This window comes from Dactylosporangium sp. NBC_01737 (assembly GCF_035963215.1).
Taxonomy (GTDB): domain Bacteria; phylum Actinomycetota; class Actinomycetes; order Mycobacteriales; family Micromonosporaceae; genus Dactylosporangium.
This window is the reverse complement of the sequence record NZ_CP109153.1, coordinates 6,314,654-6,330,474: the sequence shown is the minus strand read 5'-3', so window position 1 is coordinate 6,330,474 and position 15,821 is coordinate 6,314,654. Positions and strand designations below refer to the sequence as shown.

The 15,821-nt window shown below is 71.7% G+C and carries 13 protein-coding genes; 8 read left to right on the top strand and 5 right to left on the bottom strand.

The window, feature by feature from the left end; genetic code table 11:
* The first annotated feature begins 83 nt into the window (after window positions 1-83).
* From OHA72_RS28570 to OHA72_RS28545, 6 genes are all read left to right on the top strand, one after another.
* A complete protein-coding gene (locus OHA72_RS28570) occupies window positions 84-509 on the top strand; it encodes an SRPBCC family protein (protein ID WP_327010872.1) in 426 nt (141 codons plus the stop codon).
* Between the two features lie 118 nt (window positions 510-627).
* Window positions 628-1,653 (top strand): LacI family DNA-binding transcriptional regulator, encoded by a 1,026-nt coding sequence (locus OHA72_RS28565; protein ID WP_327010871.1) that lies wholly within the window; start codon window positions 628-630, stop codon window positions 1,651-1,653.
* A 58-nt stretch (window positions 1,654-1,711) separates the two neighbouring features.
* Window positions 1,712-2,317, top strand: coding sequence for a pyridoxamine 5'-phosphate oxidase family protein (locus OHA72_RS28560; RefSeq protein ID WP_327010870.1), 606 nt, complete (start codon window positions 1,712-1,714; stop codon window positions 2,315-2,317).
* A gap of 64 nt (window positions 2,318-2,381) precedes the next feature.
* A complete protein-coding gene (locus OHA72_RS28555) occupies window positions 2,382-2,966 on the top strand; it encodes a DinB family protein (RefSeq protein ID WP_327010869.1) in 585 nt (194 codons plus the stop codon).
* Between the two features lie 9 nt (window positions 2,967-2,975).
* Window positions 2,976-3,761, top strand: a complete 786-nt coding sequence (locus OHA72_RS28550; protein WP_327010868.1) for a hypothetical protein — start codon at window positions 2,976-2,978, stop codon at window positions 3,759-3,761.
* 100 nt (window positions 3,762-3,861) lie between these two features.
* Window positions 3,862-4,839 carry a hypothetical protein gene (locus OHA72_RS28545; RefSeq protein ID WP_327010867.1) on the top strand — a complete coding sequence of 326 codons (978 nt, stop codon included), beginning with the start codon at window positions 3,862-3,864 and terminating at the stop codon, window positions 4,837-4,839.
* A 7-nt stretch (window positions 4,840-4,846) separates the two neighbouring features.
* On the opposite strand, the gene OHA72_RS28540 is transcribed toward OHA72_RS28545, so the two are convergent.
* A complete protein-coding gene (locus OHA72_RS28540; protein WP_327010866.1) occupies window positions 4,847-6,220 on the bottom strand; it encodes a hypothetical protein in 1,374 nt (457 codons plus the stop codon).
* Window positions 6,221-6,291: 71 nt separating this feature from the next.
* Here OHA72_RS28540 and OHA72_RS28535 point away from each other — a divergent pair, with 71 nt between their 5' ends.
* Complete coding sequence (locus OHA72_RS28535; RefSeq protein WP_327010865.1) at window positions 6,292-7,668, top strand: hypothetical protein; 1,377 nt, start codon at window positions 6,292-6,294, stop codon at window positions 7,666-7,668.
* Here the strand turns inward: OHA72_RS28535 and OHA72_RS28530 are convergent.
* The 4 genes from OHA72_RS28530 to OHA72_RS28515 are packed head-to-tail and all read right to left on the bottom strand — an operon-like array spanning window position 7,645 to window position 13,951.
* Entirely contained in the window at window positions 7,645-10,074 is a 2,430-nt protein-coding gene (locus tag OHA72_RS28530) for a CHAT domain-containing protein (RefSeq protein ID WP_327010864.1), read from the bottom strand. The genes OHA72_RS28535 and OHA72_RS28530 overlap by 24 nt on opposite strands.
* Window positions 10,071-11,144 (bottom strand): vWA domain-containing protein, encoded by a 1,074-nt coding sequence (locus OHA72_RS28525; RefSeq protein ID WP_327010863.1) that lies wholly within the window; start codon window positions 11,142-11,144, stop codon window positions 10,071-10,073. Before OHA72_RS28525 ends, OHA72_RS28530 begins: the two co-directional genes overlap by 4 nt.
* Window positions 11,141-12,043, bottom strand: coding sequence for an AAA family ATPase (locus tag OHA72_RS28520; protein WP_327010862.1), 903 nt, complete (start codon window positions 12,041-12,043; stop codon window positions 11,141-11,143). The genes OHA72_RS28525 and OHA72_RS28520 overlap by 4 nt, the downstream gene beginning before the upstream one ends.
* Window positions 12,044-12,064: 21 nt before the next feature.
* Window positions 12,065-13,951 carry a caspase family protein gene (locus OHA72_RS28515; protein ID WP_327010861.1) on the bottom strand — a complete coding sequence of 629 codons (1,887 nt, stop codon included), beginning with the start codon at window positions 13,949-13,951 and terminating at the stop codon, window positions 12,065-12,067.
* A gap of 850 nt (window positions 13,952-14,801) precedes the next feature.
* Between OHA72_RS28515 and OHA72_RS28510 the strand changes: the two genes are divergently transcribed.
* Window positions 14,802-15,776: a pentapeptide repeat-containing protein gene (locus OHA72_RS28510; protein WP_327010860.1), complete on the top strand. Its 975-nt coding sequence runs from the start codon at window positions 14,802-14,804 to the stop codon at window positions 15,774-15,776.
* The last annotated feature ends 45 nt before the right edge of the window (window positions 15,777-15,821 follow it).

The following is a 15,821-nucleotide window of genomic DNA, read 5'->3' as shown; positions in this document are numbered from 1 at the left end:
TTGTCGCGTGGAATCACGTGGCCCGCCACCGGGCGGTTCGCGCGGCGGGCTGTCCCGTCCCGGACAGGCTTAGGCTGTCGGGCATGGCGATCGATTTCTCCGAGCGGGTGCCCGTGGGCGCCCCGGCCGACGTGGTCGGCCGGATCATGTGCGACGTGGCCCGCTGGCCGCAGTGGACGGCGTCGGTGTCCACTGTGGAGCGCACCGCGACGGGCCCGCTGACCGTCGGCGAGACGGTGGTGGTGAAGCAGCCGAAGCTGCCGCCGTCGACGTGGACCGTGACGAAGGTCGGCCCGACCGGATTCGAGTGGGCGTCACGCTCGCCCGGCATCCGCAACGTCGCCGGACACTGGGCGGCCGACGCCGGCGACGGCACCTGCGTGGCCGAGCTGACGCTGTCCTTCGCCGGCCCCCTCGCGCGCCCGACGCTGCTGTTCTATTCAGGGCTGGTCCGCCGGTACATGGCGATGGAGGGCGAGGGCCTGCGCACCGAGGCGACCCGCTCCTGAAGTTTCGAAAGTTTCGCGGGTATTTCGAACGTGGGGTGAGGAGGTGTACGGTCCCGATCAGACAAACGGTGCGGCGGGTGTTTCGAAACACCGCCCCGAGTGAGCTGAGGGGCGCGGCATGGTGACGAAACGCCCGACCATGGCGGAGATCGCCCGCGAGGCCAACGTGGCCATCTCGACCGTATCGAAGGTGCTCAACGGGCACACCGACGTCTCCGTCGCCACCCGCAAGCACATCGAGCAGCTCCTCGCCGACCGCGGCTACCAGCGGCCGCACGCCTCCCGCCGCCCCGGCCGCCGCAGCGACCTGGTCGACCTGGTCATCAACGAGCTCGACAGCGTCTGGGGCCTGTCGATCCTCACCGGCGTCGAGGAGGTCGTCGAGGCCGCCGGCCTGGGCCTGGTCGTCTCCGCGGTGCACAACCGGGAGAGCCTGACCAGGCGCTGGCTGGAGTCGCTGCTGGCCCGCGGCTCGCAGGGCGCCATCCTGGTCCTGTCCGAGCTCAGCGAGCACCAACGGGCCGAGCTGTCCCGCCGCAGCATGCCGTTCGTGGTCGTCGACGGCGTCAGCCAGCCGCCGCCGGACGTGCCGTCGATCGGCGCGACCAACTTCGCCGGCGGCTACGCCGCGACGGAGCATCTCGTCGGCCTCGGGCACCGCCGCATCGGCGCGATCGGCGGCCCCGAGCAGCTGCAGTGCACCCGCGCCCGCATCGCCGGCTACCGCGCCGCCCTCGAATCCGCCGGGATCCCCGCCGACCGGCAGCTGGTGCGGTACGGAAACTTTCATCACGACGGCGGCCTGCGGGCGATGGCCGGGTTCCTGGCACTGCCCGATCCGCCGACCGCCGTCTTCGCCGGCAGCGACCAGCAGGCGACCGGTGTCTACGAGGCACTGCGGCAGGGCGGGCGCAGCGTCCCGCACGACGTGAGCGTCGTGGGCTTCGACGACCTCAACTTCGCCGAGTGGACGGCGCCGCCGCTGACCACGGTCCGCCAGCCGCTGCACGAGATGGGGGTCGCAGCGGCCCGCACCCTGCTGCGCATCATCGCCGGGGAGCGCATCGAGTCGACCCGCATCGAGCTGGCCACCCGGCTGGTGGTCCGGGAGAGCACCGCGTCGCCGGCGCTGCTGCCGCTGTAACGACCGTCATGTGAAACGGGGCTGACGGGACCCCTGCGGCAGCGGGAGTATGGGCTGCATGGGCAAGGTGTACGAACGAATCGACGGCCGGCTGCGCACCTTCATCGAGGCGCAGCACATCTTCTTCACCGCGACCGCGCCGCTGTCCGGCGACGGCACCGTCAACCTGTCGCCGAAGGGGCTCACCGGGTCCTTCGTGATCCTCGACGAGCTGACGGTGGCGTACCTCGACTTCGCCGGCAGCAACGCCGAGACCGTCGCGCACCTGCGGGAGAACGGGCGGATCACGCTCATGTGGTGCGCGTTCGACGGCCCGCCCAACATCGTGCGCGTGCACGGGCGCGGCGAGCCGGTGTTCCGCGACGACCCCCGCTGGACGGACCTCGTGGCGCACTTCCCCACCATCGACACGACCCAGCACGGCCTGCGCGCGATCATCGTCGTGCACGCCGAACTGATCCGCGACACGTGCGGTTACGCGGTGCCGTTCATGACGTACGACGCCGACCGTGACCTGCACGCGAAGCGCTTCGCCCGGGAGGACGACGCGTCGCTCGGGGCGTACTTCGAGAGCAAGGAACACGTCGGGGTCAGCCTGGACGGGCTGCCCGGCCTGCCGCTGCCGCTGCCGCCGACCCCGTTCGGGATTGCGGACAGCATCTGACCGCAACCCTCGGCATGATGGGACTCGACAGTTCCTGTCGACCCGTGCCGAGAGGGGTCCAGCCATGCCGGGAAACGTGCCGCCCGTCGCCGACGAACGCGAGGGTCTGCTCGCCTTCCTCGACCAGCAACGCCAGGGCGTGCGCAACGCCGCCTACGGCCTCACCGACGAGCAGGCCCGGCTGGCCCCGACCGCCGGCACCCTGACCGTCGGCGGCCTCGTCAAGCACCTCGCCCAGATGGAGCGCAACTGGGCGGCCATCATGGTGCAGGCGCCCGGCCAGCAGGCCGACTACGAGGACGGCTTCCGCCTCCGCGAGGACGAGACCCTGGCCGACGTCCTCGCCGACTACGCCAAGGCCGCCGAGGAGACCGCCGCGACGGTCGCCGGGATCACCGACATGAGCCGGCCGGTGCCGGTGCCGAAGGGCGTGCCCTGGTTCCCCGACGACGTCGACGCCTGGTCGGTCCGCTGGGTCCTGCTGCACCTCATCGAGGAGACCGCCCGCCACGCCGGCCACGCCGACATCGTCCGCGAGGCCGTCGACGGCGCCACCTGCTGGCCGCTGATGGCCGCCGCCGAGGGCTGGCCGGCGACGCCCTGGGTGCAGCCCTGGCAACCCGCCACCGGCGCCGAGCCGCCCGCCTAGCCTGGAGGCATGGCCGCTCCAGCCCCGCCCGCCGCCGTCAGGGCGGTCCCTGCGGCGCTTGTCGCGGCGGTCGTTGCGAGCGGTGCCGCGATGCTGGCCGGTGCGCACCGTGACGCACCGGCCGGCGACGGTCCGGCCGCCCCGGCGCCGGCCGCGCTGGTCGCCCCGATGGCCGCGCCGCCGCCACCCGGCCGACCCGCGCGGGCGATGCCGGTCGACCCGTCCGCCTCCGTGTTCCCGTCCGCGTCCGTGTTCCCGTCCGCGTCCTTGTTCCCATCCGGGCCGGGCACGGCCGCGGCGCCGCCGTCGATGGCGACGCCGTCCGCGGGCGCCTCACCGTTCGCGTCCGGCGCCGCCTGGACGACGGTGAACTGCGCCGAGGTGCGCCTTCGGGTCGGCGGCACCCCGCCGACCGACGCCGGCGGCCCGCTGGTCCCGCCGGGCGCAACCACGGTCACCAGATGCGAGACACCTCTGGCCGGCCCGCGCCGCGCCTTCGGCTCCCCGACCGCCGCCGGGGTCGCGGCCCCGAAGGTGCTCACCACCGGCGTCGACCGCCTCACCGCCGTGCTCAACGCGCTGCCGCCGGTACCCCCCGACCAGGCGTGCCTGCCGATCACCATGCCGGTCCAGCTGAGCCTGGTGTTCACGCTCCCCGAGCAGCAGCCCCTGGTGGTCGTCGTGGACCCGGCGTGCTCGGCGCTCATCGCCGGCGACCGGGCACGCTCGTACACCACGCTGAACCCGCTGCCCGTCTTCGACGCCCTCTACGCGGACCAGCCCGCCACGCCCTGACCCGCGGGATCCTGCGGAGACCGCCGACCGGCTGGTACGCCCACCGCCGTCGCGGGCATACATTCATGGACGCCGCGCACCCCGCCACGAGAGGACCCCCATGTCGCCGATCTTCGAGACCGTCGCGTTGCCGCAGTGGCCGGTCGGCGGGGCCGATCCCACGACCGTGCGGTCGGCGATCGACCGGTGGGTGCGCTCCGACGCCGTCGCGGGGCTCGTCCGCTGCTTCGGCGGGACCGCGCCGAGCGGCACCGCGGATGAGGCGCTCGCGCAGCTCGTGGCGTTCTCCGCGGCCTGGGACTACCGCGGCGGCGCGCTGGAGCGAGGCGAGATCCAGGTCCTGGAGTACTCGCAGGAGATCGGCGAGATCGTCAACGCGGCCGTGCTGGCGCTCGGGCTCTCCGGCCGCGAGCGGCCCTCCTCGACGCGGTACGACCACGTGCTGGTCCTCGGCGGCGGGGCGCGGTCCGCGCTCGCCCGTCCCGACTTCGCGGCCCGGCTGCTGCGCGGCGGGGTCGAGGCCCCGGCGGTCTCCGCCCTGAGCAGCCTGCGGAAGCTGGAGGACCCCGAGATCGGGCTCGCCGCCTCGTTCGGCATGCCCGGCATCGCGTTCGAGGCCGACACCATGGCGGCCGGCATGGTCCGGGCGTTCGCCGCCGACGCCGCCCCCGTGCGCCGTGAGGGCGCCACCGGCGAGGGCGAGCCCTGGTGGACGCTGACCTACACCGCCTCGGGGCGCACCCTGTCGGTGATCGCCGCGGCGTCCACGACCCCGGGGCGCCGGGCGAACACGGCGGACACGCTGACCGGCTGGGCCGAGCTCGTCCACACCCCGGCCGGCACCGACCGGTTGCTGGTGGTGACCACGGACCTCTTCGTGCCGTTCCAGCACGCCGACTCGGTGCGGCTGCTCGGCCTGCGGTACGGCTGCGGTGTCGAGACGGTCGGGCTCGCCACCGACGACTACACCCGCTGGCTGCGGCCGAACACGCACACGGCGCTGCTGCAGGAGGTCCGCTCCTCGATCCTGGCCATGAACCGGCTCGCGGAGGCCTGCCTGGAGCCGTCGGCCCGCTGAGCGCGGCTCACCCCTCGTCGTCGTGGCCGCGCAGGATCTCGTCGATGCGGTCGCGTCGCCCGGGATCCTTGGCGTACCGGTCCAGCTCGAACCAGCGGATCCGCCACTCCCGGTAGCGCGCGGCGGCGCCGGAGTCCTGCCGGCACGCCTCGACCGAGCGGATGAAGTCCGGCTTGGACGCGGTGCCGATGGTGTTACCGTCGCCGCGCTGCCTGCCGTCGACCTCGGTGGCCAGCCACGCCGACATCCGCTCGACCGCGTCGTCGTCCAGGACCGTCAGGGTGAGCTCGTCGTCGACGCGCACGGGCTCGCGCAGGGGGTGCCGCGGGGTGACGAGCCCGAGGTGCAGGCACAGCTGCACGAGCGCGCGGGAGTGCTCGGCGTTCAGCGGCCACACGTCACCGTTGGGCTTCAGCACGGGCAGCAGCAGCGTCGGGAACGCCTTGTCGAACCGCTCCAGCAGCTGCCGCTGGTAGTCGGGCCACGTCTCGGCGGGTGCCGGTGGGACCCGTCCGAGCCGCTCCATCTCGGGACACATGGAGTACGCGAGCAGGATCGCGCGGCAGGTCATGATCGTGGGGTTGCGCAGGCCGGTGACGAGCGTCAGCCGGGTCTCGGTCACCTCGTCGACGAGTCCCAGGGTGTCCCTGATCCGTGTCCCGTCGGCGATCGCGTGCGCGCCGATCTCGATGCCGTCGACGAGCTGCTTGAACAGGCGCTGGGTCCAGCGCTGGCTCTGGTCCTCGTCCAGGCCCGGGTCCTCCTGGCGGAAGTCCTGGTCCCAGCGGCCGATGACCCGCTCCGCCGTCCGGCAGGCGGTGCCGGTCTCGGCCAGCGCGAGCGTCATCAGCACCTCGTCCAGTTCCAGCGTCAGGCGCCCGCCGAGCGTGCCCTCGTAGCTGCTGTGCCGTTCCCGGGCCTCCTGGTGCAGGATGTAGGCGGCGTCGTACCCGGCCTCGGTGTCCCGCTTGGACTCCACGAGGGCCTCCGCCCGGATCGCGCCGAGCAGCCGCGAGGCGAACTCCGGCCACACCAGCGCGCGGCCGGCGTTCGCCAGGCGCCGGATCAGGGCGGCGGCCTCCCGTGACGTCTCGCCGTCGGGGCCTTCGAGCCGCTCGAACTGGGCCTTGACCTCCCAGAGCCGGTCGAGGGAGGCCTCGAAGATCAGCCAGCCCATGAGTGGCAGCAGCTCCCGCAGCGGCTCCGGCGGGTCCGCGGGCACCGGTTCGACGAGGAACCTCGCCCGGTACTCCTCGACGTCCGCCTCGATCCGGCCCACCAGCGCGGTGTCCACCTCCGGGCTGCCGGGCGGCGGCCCACCCTTCGCGTTGCGGGCCCGGATCCCCGTGCTGAGCGTGCGGAGCTCATCGGCGCTCATCATGATCGGCCTCCTGGTGCGTGCTGCGGTCCGTCAGCTTCTGACGGACCGGCCACACGAAAGGGGACCGTCACGTGACGGACATGATGGACACCGCGAGGCTGCTGGAGCTCTGCGAGGACTTCCGCCACCGCGGCCGCGACGTCGACGACGACGTCGTGACCTGGATCGGGCGCGACGTCGAGCGGTACAAGGCGGCGTACTACGTGGAGCCGGTGCCGGAGCTGCCCCCGGCGCCGCTGGCCGAGCTGCTGCCACTCATGGGCTGGCTGATCTACGAGGCGTCGTGGAACGCCGTCCAGCAGGTCCAGGCGGCGTTCGAGGCGATGGACGAGCAGGAGCGCGAGCAGAGCGCCCGGGCGTACGGGTATATCAGGCGGCTCGCGGACGCCGCCCGCGGCCTGGTCTGGCCGGAGTTCGCCCCGCGTGCCCTCGGCGCCATCCGGTCGCAGGCCCTGGCGGAGTCGAAGCGGGACACCGAGGCCGGCTACGACGCCGCGTACATCGTGCACCAGGAGGCGCGGGACAGGTACCGCAGCTACTGCGGCACCCACGGCGACCTGGCGGGCCGCGAGGACTTCCTCCTCGCCCTCGACGAGGTGCTGCTGCAGCTCGCACTGGCCGAGACCGGCACGGCGTGCCGGACGGCCGAGCGGGTCATCTGCCGCTGGAGCGAGGACTTCGCCGGCGCGGGCACCGACGACGAGGAGCGCTGGGTCCAGCGGATGTACAAGCAGCTCTTCGAGGCGGTCGAGATCGGCCGCCGGGCCCTGGACACCGCGCGGACGATCAAGGACAAGCACGGCCTCGTCCACGTCGTCACCCTCAGGCGGCTGGCGCTGGTGACCGGGTACCGCAACCCCGGCATCATGACCGCCCGCGCCGCGCTGCTCGCCCTGGCGCTGTGCCCGGCGATGGAGCACCTGCAGCGCATGCCGGCCGCGGCCGCCACCTGGGAAGGCGAGCGCGCCCTGCTGATCGAGCAGGTCACCCACGCGTACAACGCCATCCAGGAGCCGGTGAGCAACGCCGACGGCACGCCGATGCCGATGAAGCGCGACCATCAGCGGGCGCTGGTGCAGCTCCGGCTCAACCTGGCGCTGCTCGTCCCCGGCCACTCGCTGCCCTCGCAGGACCCGTTCGACCCCTGCCTCACGCCGGACCCGCTCGACGACGAGGCGGTGACGGGCCTGTCGAGCTGGCTGCTGCAGCACGAGAGCGGCGGCGGCCCCAACCACGGCAACATCATCGGCGCCGCCACGCTGCCGCTGTTCAACCAGTCCGTGGTCGCGCTCCGGTCGTTCACCGGCAACGGCCCGGCCTACTACCCGTGGCGCCGCCGGTGGTACAAGCTCGGCCGCTACTCCGAGCAGAGCGGCCGCGAGGCTCGCGTCGAGGCCGCCCTGCGGGTCTCCGAGGCCCGCCCGTCACTGGGTGTACGCACCGAGTAGGGCCCACTCCTGCTCCGGTGCGCCGTCCCTGACGGCGGCGAGCTGAGCGTCGTGCAGCGCGTGGTCCAGCGACACCGGGTGCCGCCGGATCGCGCGCACGATGTGGCTCGCCGCCTGACCGGTCCCGCCGTCGTGCACCGAGTCGATGCCGGCCACGACGCACCGGGCGCCGCCGTTGAGCAGCGCCATGACCAGCGTGATCGGCTCCGCCTCCGTGACGTTGATGACCTGCCCGACGTAACACGAGGCCATGAGCACCGAACCGGGCCATTTCAGGCCGAGCGCGCGACCGAAGGACAGCGTCTCGCCCGGGATGTCGAGGTACTGCGTGAGGCCCGTCCCGGCGCCGTGCGACGCGATGTGCACGAAGCCCCACCGGCCCTCGTCCCGCAGCGCCTCGGCCAGCCTGCCCTCCCTGCCCGTGGGCTGCCCGGCCGTGACGGGGCAGTCGCTGAGCCGCACCCCGTCGGTGCTCTCCGGCAGCCCCCACGCGGCCCGTTCGGCCCTGACGTCGACCCCGTCCTCGTCGCGGCCCACGAGCCGGATGAGCGCCCGCCCGGTGACCAGCGGCGGCTCCCGGTGCTGCAGGCAGGTGAACGCCGGCGTCTGGGTGATGACCGCCCGCTCGACCAGCCGCACCGGCCGCTCGCCGGGGCCTTCGTCCGGGCCTTCGTCCGGGCCTTCGTCCGGGCCTTCGTCCGGGCTCACGTCCGGGCTCACGTCCAGGGCCGGCCAGGGGATCAGGCTCAGCCACGAGTGCGCCGAGATCAACAGCTTGATCGGCGGCCCCGCCACCGCGAGGTCCCGCAGCAGCGCCGCGGGCAGGACGCTGCGGGCGAGCGTGCCCCAGTCGAACCTGCCGAGGTCCAGTCCGTGACCGGCGTCCAGCGCCGTCCCGGCGAGGTTGAAGTCGCGTGCGGCCTCGGCCTTCCGGTCCAGCGCCAGGTTGAGCAGCGTCGCCAGGTTGGCGTTGTCGCGGGCGAGGGCGAAGAAGGCGGCGTGGAACGGGTCGGGCATGAACCGCTCGAAACTGATCCGGCCGTCCGGCGTGACGAGGGTCCGGAACAGCGTCGACGTCTCGGCGAGGCTGTCGGTCACCTCCAGGTAGTCCAGCGCGTGCCGGTCGCCGATCACGTCGGTCAGCTTGCTGAGGTCCGCCGGCGGCGGCAGCACGGTGTCGGCGAGCATCGGCGACACCGCCTGCTCCAGCTCGAACCGCAGCGTCTCCAGCGACTTGCCGCCGGTACCGCCGGTGCCGGCACCGCCGCCCAGGCGGGGTCCGTCCTCGGCGTCGACGATGTCGTTGATGATGCCTTCGACCCGCGGGCTCATCAGCGCGCGCCCGGTCCTGATCCGGGCCGCGAACCCGGTCTGCTTCGCCGACAGCGCGACCCGCAGCCCGAGCCTGGCCGCGTCCGGACCGTCCAGGCGGGACGCGAGCAGGGCGATGTCGCCGTAGATCCGCTGGAACACGACGGCCAGCGGCGCCCGCGACCGGGCGATCACCCGCCACCGGCCCCGCACGTCGTCGGCGATTCCCAGCGCGTGCCGGCCGAACTCCACGGCCTCGGCACGGTCCTGGTCCGACCCGTCGCGCTCCGCGAGGAACTCCGCCAGGGCGAGCGTGACCGACAGGTCGCCGATGCCGCGGTCGGGGGCGTCGGTGCTGTCCACCGCCCGCACCCGGGCCAGGGCGGATCTGAGGTCGTGCTCCGCTCTGGCGTCACCGGTCTCCCGGCGCGCCGCGGCGTTGATGAGGTCCGCCCGGTACCGCGTGGGCACCTCCGCCCGCCCCGACCAGAACGACTCCATCTCGGCCATGACCCGCTCGACCTGGGCCGCCTGCCCGCGCAGGATGTAGACGGCGCCGGTCTCGTACATCAGGTGCGCCATGTGGGGGTCCGCCCCCGCCGCGTTCAACGTCTCCGGGCTCACCTGCGCCAGCCCCAGAGCCTCGTCGAACCTGCCGGTGATGCGCAGGTCGCGGGCCATCTCGTGCCGGTGGAAGGCGTGCAGGGTGAGGTCACGGGCCGGCTGGTCCGGGTAGCCGTCCGCCTCCACGTCGCCCAGCTCACGCAGCGACGCGGCGTGCAGTTGCCGGGTCGTGTACGCCGTGCCGTCCGGCATCTGCACGGGGATGCCGACCATCTCGCAGAACCGGACGATGACGCCGGCGTGCTTCCACGCCTGCGCCTTCGTCGCCCAGCCCTCCGTGCCGTTGGCGATGGCGAGGTAGTGCTCCAGGGCGATCGAGAACAGGCTCTTCTCGTCCTTGGTGAGCCTCGACAGCGCCTCGCGCTGCCGCACGATGCCGACCGCCTTGTCGACGTCTACGGCCATCATCAGCAGGTCGTCGCGGGCGAGCACGCGCCGCACAGCTTCGGAGACCACCACGTCGCCCGTCATCGCGCGATCACCCCGGCGAGCTCGCGGAGGGCTTCGAAGCTGTGGCCGGGCAGGTGTGCCACCACGTGCGGCAGGCTGTTGTCGAGGGCCGGGTTCACCGGGCGGTAGCCGGGATCGCCGAGCGCCGGGTTCACCCAGATGACGACGTGGCCGAGCCGCGCCAGCCTGGCCACCTGCTGCGGCAGGACGGCCATGTTGCCGTACTCCACCCCGTCGGAGCTGATCACGACCACGGATGAGCGCACCACGGTCCGGCCGCCCCAGTGCCGCAGGAAGTCCCGCAGCACCGGGCCGAGCCTGGTGCCGCGCCCCCAGTCGGTCTCGACCTCGGCGACCGCCCGCATCGCCGCGTCGGCGTCACGGGCCCGCAGCTCGACGGTGAGCCTGGTCCACCGGGTCCCGACGGTGAAGACCTCGGTGGTGCCCGGCCGCACCGCCACCGCGGCGTGGGCGAAACGCAGCATGACGTCGCTGTACGCCCGCATCGAGCCGCTCACGTCGATGAGCATGAGCAGCCGCCTGGGCCGCTGGGCGCGGCGGCTGCGCAGGATGCGGCTCGGTTCGCCGCCGTTGCGCAGCATCAGCCGCATCGTGGCGGGCGCGTCGATCCGGCCGGTCCTGGACGGCACGCGCCGCATGGCGGGCCTGCGGGGCGCGGCCGGCACCAGCAGGGCGATGAGCCGCTGGATCTCCTCGCGTTCGGCCGGTGTCAGGTGCACCACGTCCCGGCGGGTCAGCTCGTCCTCGCCGCCCGCGGCCGCGGGCTGACCGGTGGGCGGCTCCGTCTCGGCGCCGGGGGCCGCGGTGCCGGCGCCGGGCTCGACCGTCCCGGCCGCGACCTCGTCCGGGACGGGCTCGGCGGCGGACCGCGACGCCCACACCGCGTCGAAGATCGGCAGGTCGCTCGCGCGGGTGCACAGGGTGACCCGCAGCGACCGGTACGGATCCGCGGGCAGGCCGGCCAGCGCCTCAGCGGCGAGGACGACCCGGTCCGTCCCGACCGCCAGGCCTTCCGCGCGCAGCTGCGCGACGAGCTCGAACAGCTCCTTCGTGCCGCTTCCCGCGCTCATGCGGCTTCCCGCTGGGTCGGCACCAGCAGCAACTGGCGCACGACGCCGAGGTCCTCGTGGTGCTTGACCACGGTGCACACCGCCGCGTCCACCGTCGCGGGCGTCAGGGTGGCCGCCCCGCGCGCCGTCAACGCCTCGGCGAAGTCGATCGACTCCGCCACCCCGGGAGGCTTCGCGACGTTCTTGGCGGCCCGCACCCGCTGCATGCCGGCCGCGATCTGCCGGGCGAGCTCCTCCGGCAGCGCCGGGACCCGCCGCTGCAGGATCCGCTCTTCGAGCTCCGGCTCGGGGTGGGCGATCCAGTGGTACAGGCAGCGCCGCTTGAGGGCGTCGTGCACCTCCCGGGTCCGGTTCGACGTGAGGATCACCAGCGGCGGGAACGGCGCCCGGACGTCGTCGAGCTCCGGGATGCCCACCGTGTAGTCCTCCAGCACCTGCAGCAGCAGCGCCTCGAACTCGTCGTCGGCCCGGTCGATCTCGTCGATCAGCAGCACGGTGCGCCCGCCCTCCAGCGCCTGCAGGATCGGCCTGCGGTGCAGGAACTCCTCCGTGTACAGCCCCCGCAGCTGCGCCGCACGGTCGCCGGCCTCCTCACCGGCCGCGCGCAGCGCGAGGATCTGCTTCGGGAAGTTCCAGTCGTACAGCGCCTGCGAGACGTCCAGACCGGCGTGACACTGCAGGCGGATGCACCGGGCGCCGAGCGCCTCAGCGATCTTGCGGGCGAAGTCCGTCTTCCCGACGCCCGGGTCGCCCTCCAGGAACAGCGGCCGCCCCATCCGCAACGCCAGGAAGGCCGCCGCGGCCAGCCCTTCTCCCGCAAGGTACTGCCGGTCCGCCAGCATCCCGGTGAGCATCTCCGGGCTGTCGATCACCGGCCAGCCCGTCGTCACGTCAGTCATGTCTCCTACTGACGGACCGGATCACCGCCACTGCGGGACGACCATGAACTCGGCGGCGAGGGCGCAGTACTGACCCGCCGCCCTCGGCGGTGGCCGCAGGTCACGGGTCTGTCCGCTGCAGAGGTGATGGAGCAGCGCCGTCAGCGGCGACTGCTTCCTGTCCACGCTCTTGACGCTGCTCTGCCGCAGCGCGCTGATGTCGTGCGGCATGGTGCTGATGAGGACGAGGACCGTCTCGGGCCGCGGCGCGGTCGCGTCGAGCCCGGTGGGCCACTCGAGCGTGGCGGCGCCCAGGTCGCGGGTCGCGTACGGTGACTCCTGCACGACGCTCGTCCCACCGAGCGGATACCGGCCCTGCGGTGGCAGCCGCACACCGGACGGGGCGAAGGGGGTCAGCGGCGTGACCGCGTAGGCGAGCCCGACATCGACCAGTGACACGTACAGGTCGACGTCGCCGGTGTTGCGCACTTCGAGGTACATGGCATCACCGATGTGGACGGTGGGGCCGTCCACCTGTGCCGGGTGCCGCACACCATTGGCGATCCGCCCCCATTCGAGGGTCACCGGCGCGTCGAACGTCCAGCCGTCCTGATCGCGGATCTGCAGCAGCACGGTGGCACGGGCAACCCGGTCGATGTTATCGAGGAGACCCCTGAGCGCCTCCGGCCCTGGCCGGCGCGGCCGGTGCAGCGGACCGATCGAGTCGTGCAGGCACAGCAGCCCGTCCTCGTCGACGACCACCTCCATCGCCGCGTCCTCACCCGGGTCGGCGACCCGGGCGAACATGCTGGCGCGCACCACGTCCGCCAGCTCCGCCGGCACCCGCACGGGCACCTGCGGCGTGGTCGCCTTCGTCCGGTACGCACGCGCGCCCGCCGGCACCTCACCCCCGCGCGTCAGGTACGTGAGCGGCCCGCTCGCGTCCGTCGGCGTCCGCCGCTCGATCCGCACCTCGGCGACGGCATCCGCTGGGTCGAACTCTGCGACGGTCCCCGGCACCACCGCGAACTCGTCGCCGACCTGCACGCCGAGCACCGCGGCCCCGTCGATCCGCGCCGTGGCGTCGTCCACGACGACCACGGGCAGCGAGCCGACGGCATCGTCGGCCCGGGTCTCGAACAGCACCCGCTCCGACGGCCCCTCCGCCGACGGCCACTGATGGGCGAAGTTCAACTGCACCAGCTGCCTGACCCGCACGATCAGCCGCGCCCAGCTCACCCGCACCCCGGCGGCCTCCCGCAACGCAGTGACCAGCGCCTCGGTGAGCAGCCCGTACGCCCCGGTCACGCCGGCCTGCCGCTGCTGGTACGCAAACTGGTCCTGCCCGCACGCGGCCACCCGCACCGCCTTCTTGTTGCCCTCCGGCTCGGCCAGATCGACCGCCAGCCCCGCCTCGACCTGCTTGCGCACATGCGCCTGCAGATCGACCATCGTGGCGTCCGGCACCTGCTTGGCCAGCAACGCCCCGGGGTCGCGCGACATCATCGCCGAGTGACAGCAGTCCAGTACGACCACGGCGTTGTCGGTCCGCTCGGTGAGCCGCCCCAGCAGCACCGACAGCTCCACAGCCGTGATCCCCCGGAAGTCCCCGGGCTTCGACTCGCCGTAGTCCGTCGGCACGATGAACTGCCGGTTGGTCCGCGCCACCTCGACGGCCTCACCCGGCAGCGGGTGCACGTACCCACCGTGCCCGCTGTAGTAGACCATCACCGCGTCGCCGTCCTGCGTGTCCGCAATGAGCTTCTCGTACGCCGCGATGATCCCGTCCCGGGTCGCCGCATCCCCCTGACACGTGCGGATGTCCGTGAACCCCCGCCCCCGCAGCGTGGCCTCGACGACCGCCACGTCCTCGCCGACGCCTACGAGCTCGAACGTCTCCGCCCCGACCAGCAACGCCCGCCGCACCATCGCCACACTCCTCCCACCCGGCCGACCCCGTCACCGACCCACTGACGGACAAGCCGCCCGCCGCCGACCCGGACGCGGCGTGCGGTCCAGGCCACGCACAGACCTACCAGCTCGGCACCATACTTGTCGGGGTCGATCTCGTTGCGGTGACCGTGGAACGGCGACCAACCGATCCCCTCGCCTCATTGCATCGCCTCACCGACTCGGCATCGCCGCACTCATCTGCCGATGATCGCACGTTCGCGCATCGTCGAACTTGGATTGCGGCTTGCCGATTGCGGTCCGTCAAGTAGGTGTAACGGGCTACGATCAGTCGATCGTCCGCCTCGACTGGCCAGAGCCAAGGATATGATCTTGGCCCGCGTGGTCTGACTCGCCTACAGATGTGCCAATACGGATACTCCGCAGAATCATGGTTCTCGCCATGACATCGTGCCTGATGGAACAGTTGAGGCCCAGGCGTGCCGGTCCGATCGTACGACGGGTTATGACCGCCAGACCACTGGCGAACGACTCGACCAGTCTGATACTTAATAGTCGTGAGGTCGCCGAACGGCGTAGGCTCCTCGGCCGGGAGGGCTCCATGGCAAAGCGCGGGATCCGTTGCCCATGCGGACATTGGATGCAAGCACGCGATGACGAGGACCTGTTCCTTGTGGTCCGCCAACACGTCGATGATCACCACTCGGAATTCAACTATAGCGACCGGCAAATCGAGGAGATGATCGAAGCTGACGGCGTAACGACGGCCTAGGGTTCGGCTGCCATGCGACGTCCAATACGCAGATCAGCGATCTACCGACTCCTGCGAGTCATCACCCGACACAAGGCGCGAGCCACCGTCGTTTCCATGCGCACGGCGTTTCACGTCACGTTTCGGCTCTTCGAAATACTCATTGTGCCGGTCTTGCTCGTGTGTGGTGTAGTGCTGGCCGTGGTGGTGGTGTACCGCGCACACTCATGGGTCAGCATGGCCGGTCACATGTCCGACACCATGCAGCGCGTCCAGGTGGAGAACGAAAGCTTCCGGACACTCACCCAGCTCTTCGGCGGTGCGTTCGTGCTTGCCGGTCTGTACTTCTCGGGTAAGACAATCGTACTGTCGCGCTTGGCCCAGTCGAGCGAACGTCTCGCGATGGCCCTGGAAGGGCTGGGCAGTGACGTTGAGGCGCGTCGGGTGGGTGCCATCGCCGTGCTCGGCAGTTTCCTGGACCGCAGTTCGGCCGAGTATGACACTGCCCTGTCGACACTTTGTGCCTTCGTAAGGTCGACAACCGCGTCGGACCAATACCGACTAGGCTGGGCGAATCAACCATCAGTCGATGTCCAATCCGCGGTGGAGGCGTTGAGCTACCGCCGTCGGCGGTCTTGGAGGCCCGTGACTCGGCGTGAGTTGAATCTCCGCGGCTCATACCTCGCAGGATGCGATTTTCGGGAAGCGGACCTGGCGGGTGCGGATTTCCGTCTCGCAGTGCTGACCGAAGCCAATTTCTATCGGGCGGTTCTGCGCGAGGCGAAGTTCACCGAGGCGGTAGCGGAGCGCGCCAGTTTCGTTCAGGCCGATCTTCGAGAGGCGACCTTCTATCGGGCGAGCGCACCGGAAGCGCGGTATCGAGAAGCCATCTTGACTGACGTTATCTTCACCCGCGTTGACCTGTCGAATGCATCTTTTGCCGGCACTGTGCTGAAAAGGACCTCCTTCTCGGGTGCTGTTCTTTCCGGAACATCATTCAACAGAGCATGGTTAACCGAGTGCGACTTCGTCAATGCTAACGATGACGACGCGGATTTCACTGATGCCGTTCGCCGCCGCGGCCGTTTATGATCCACGCTGTAAACGCTGGCGCTGACTGCACGGAAGCCCAGGCTG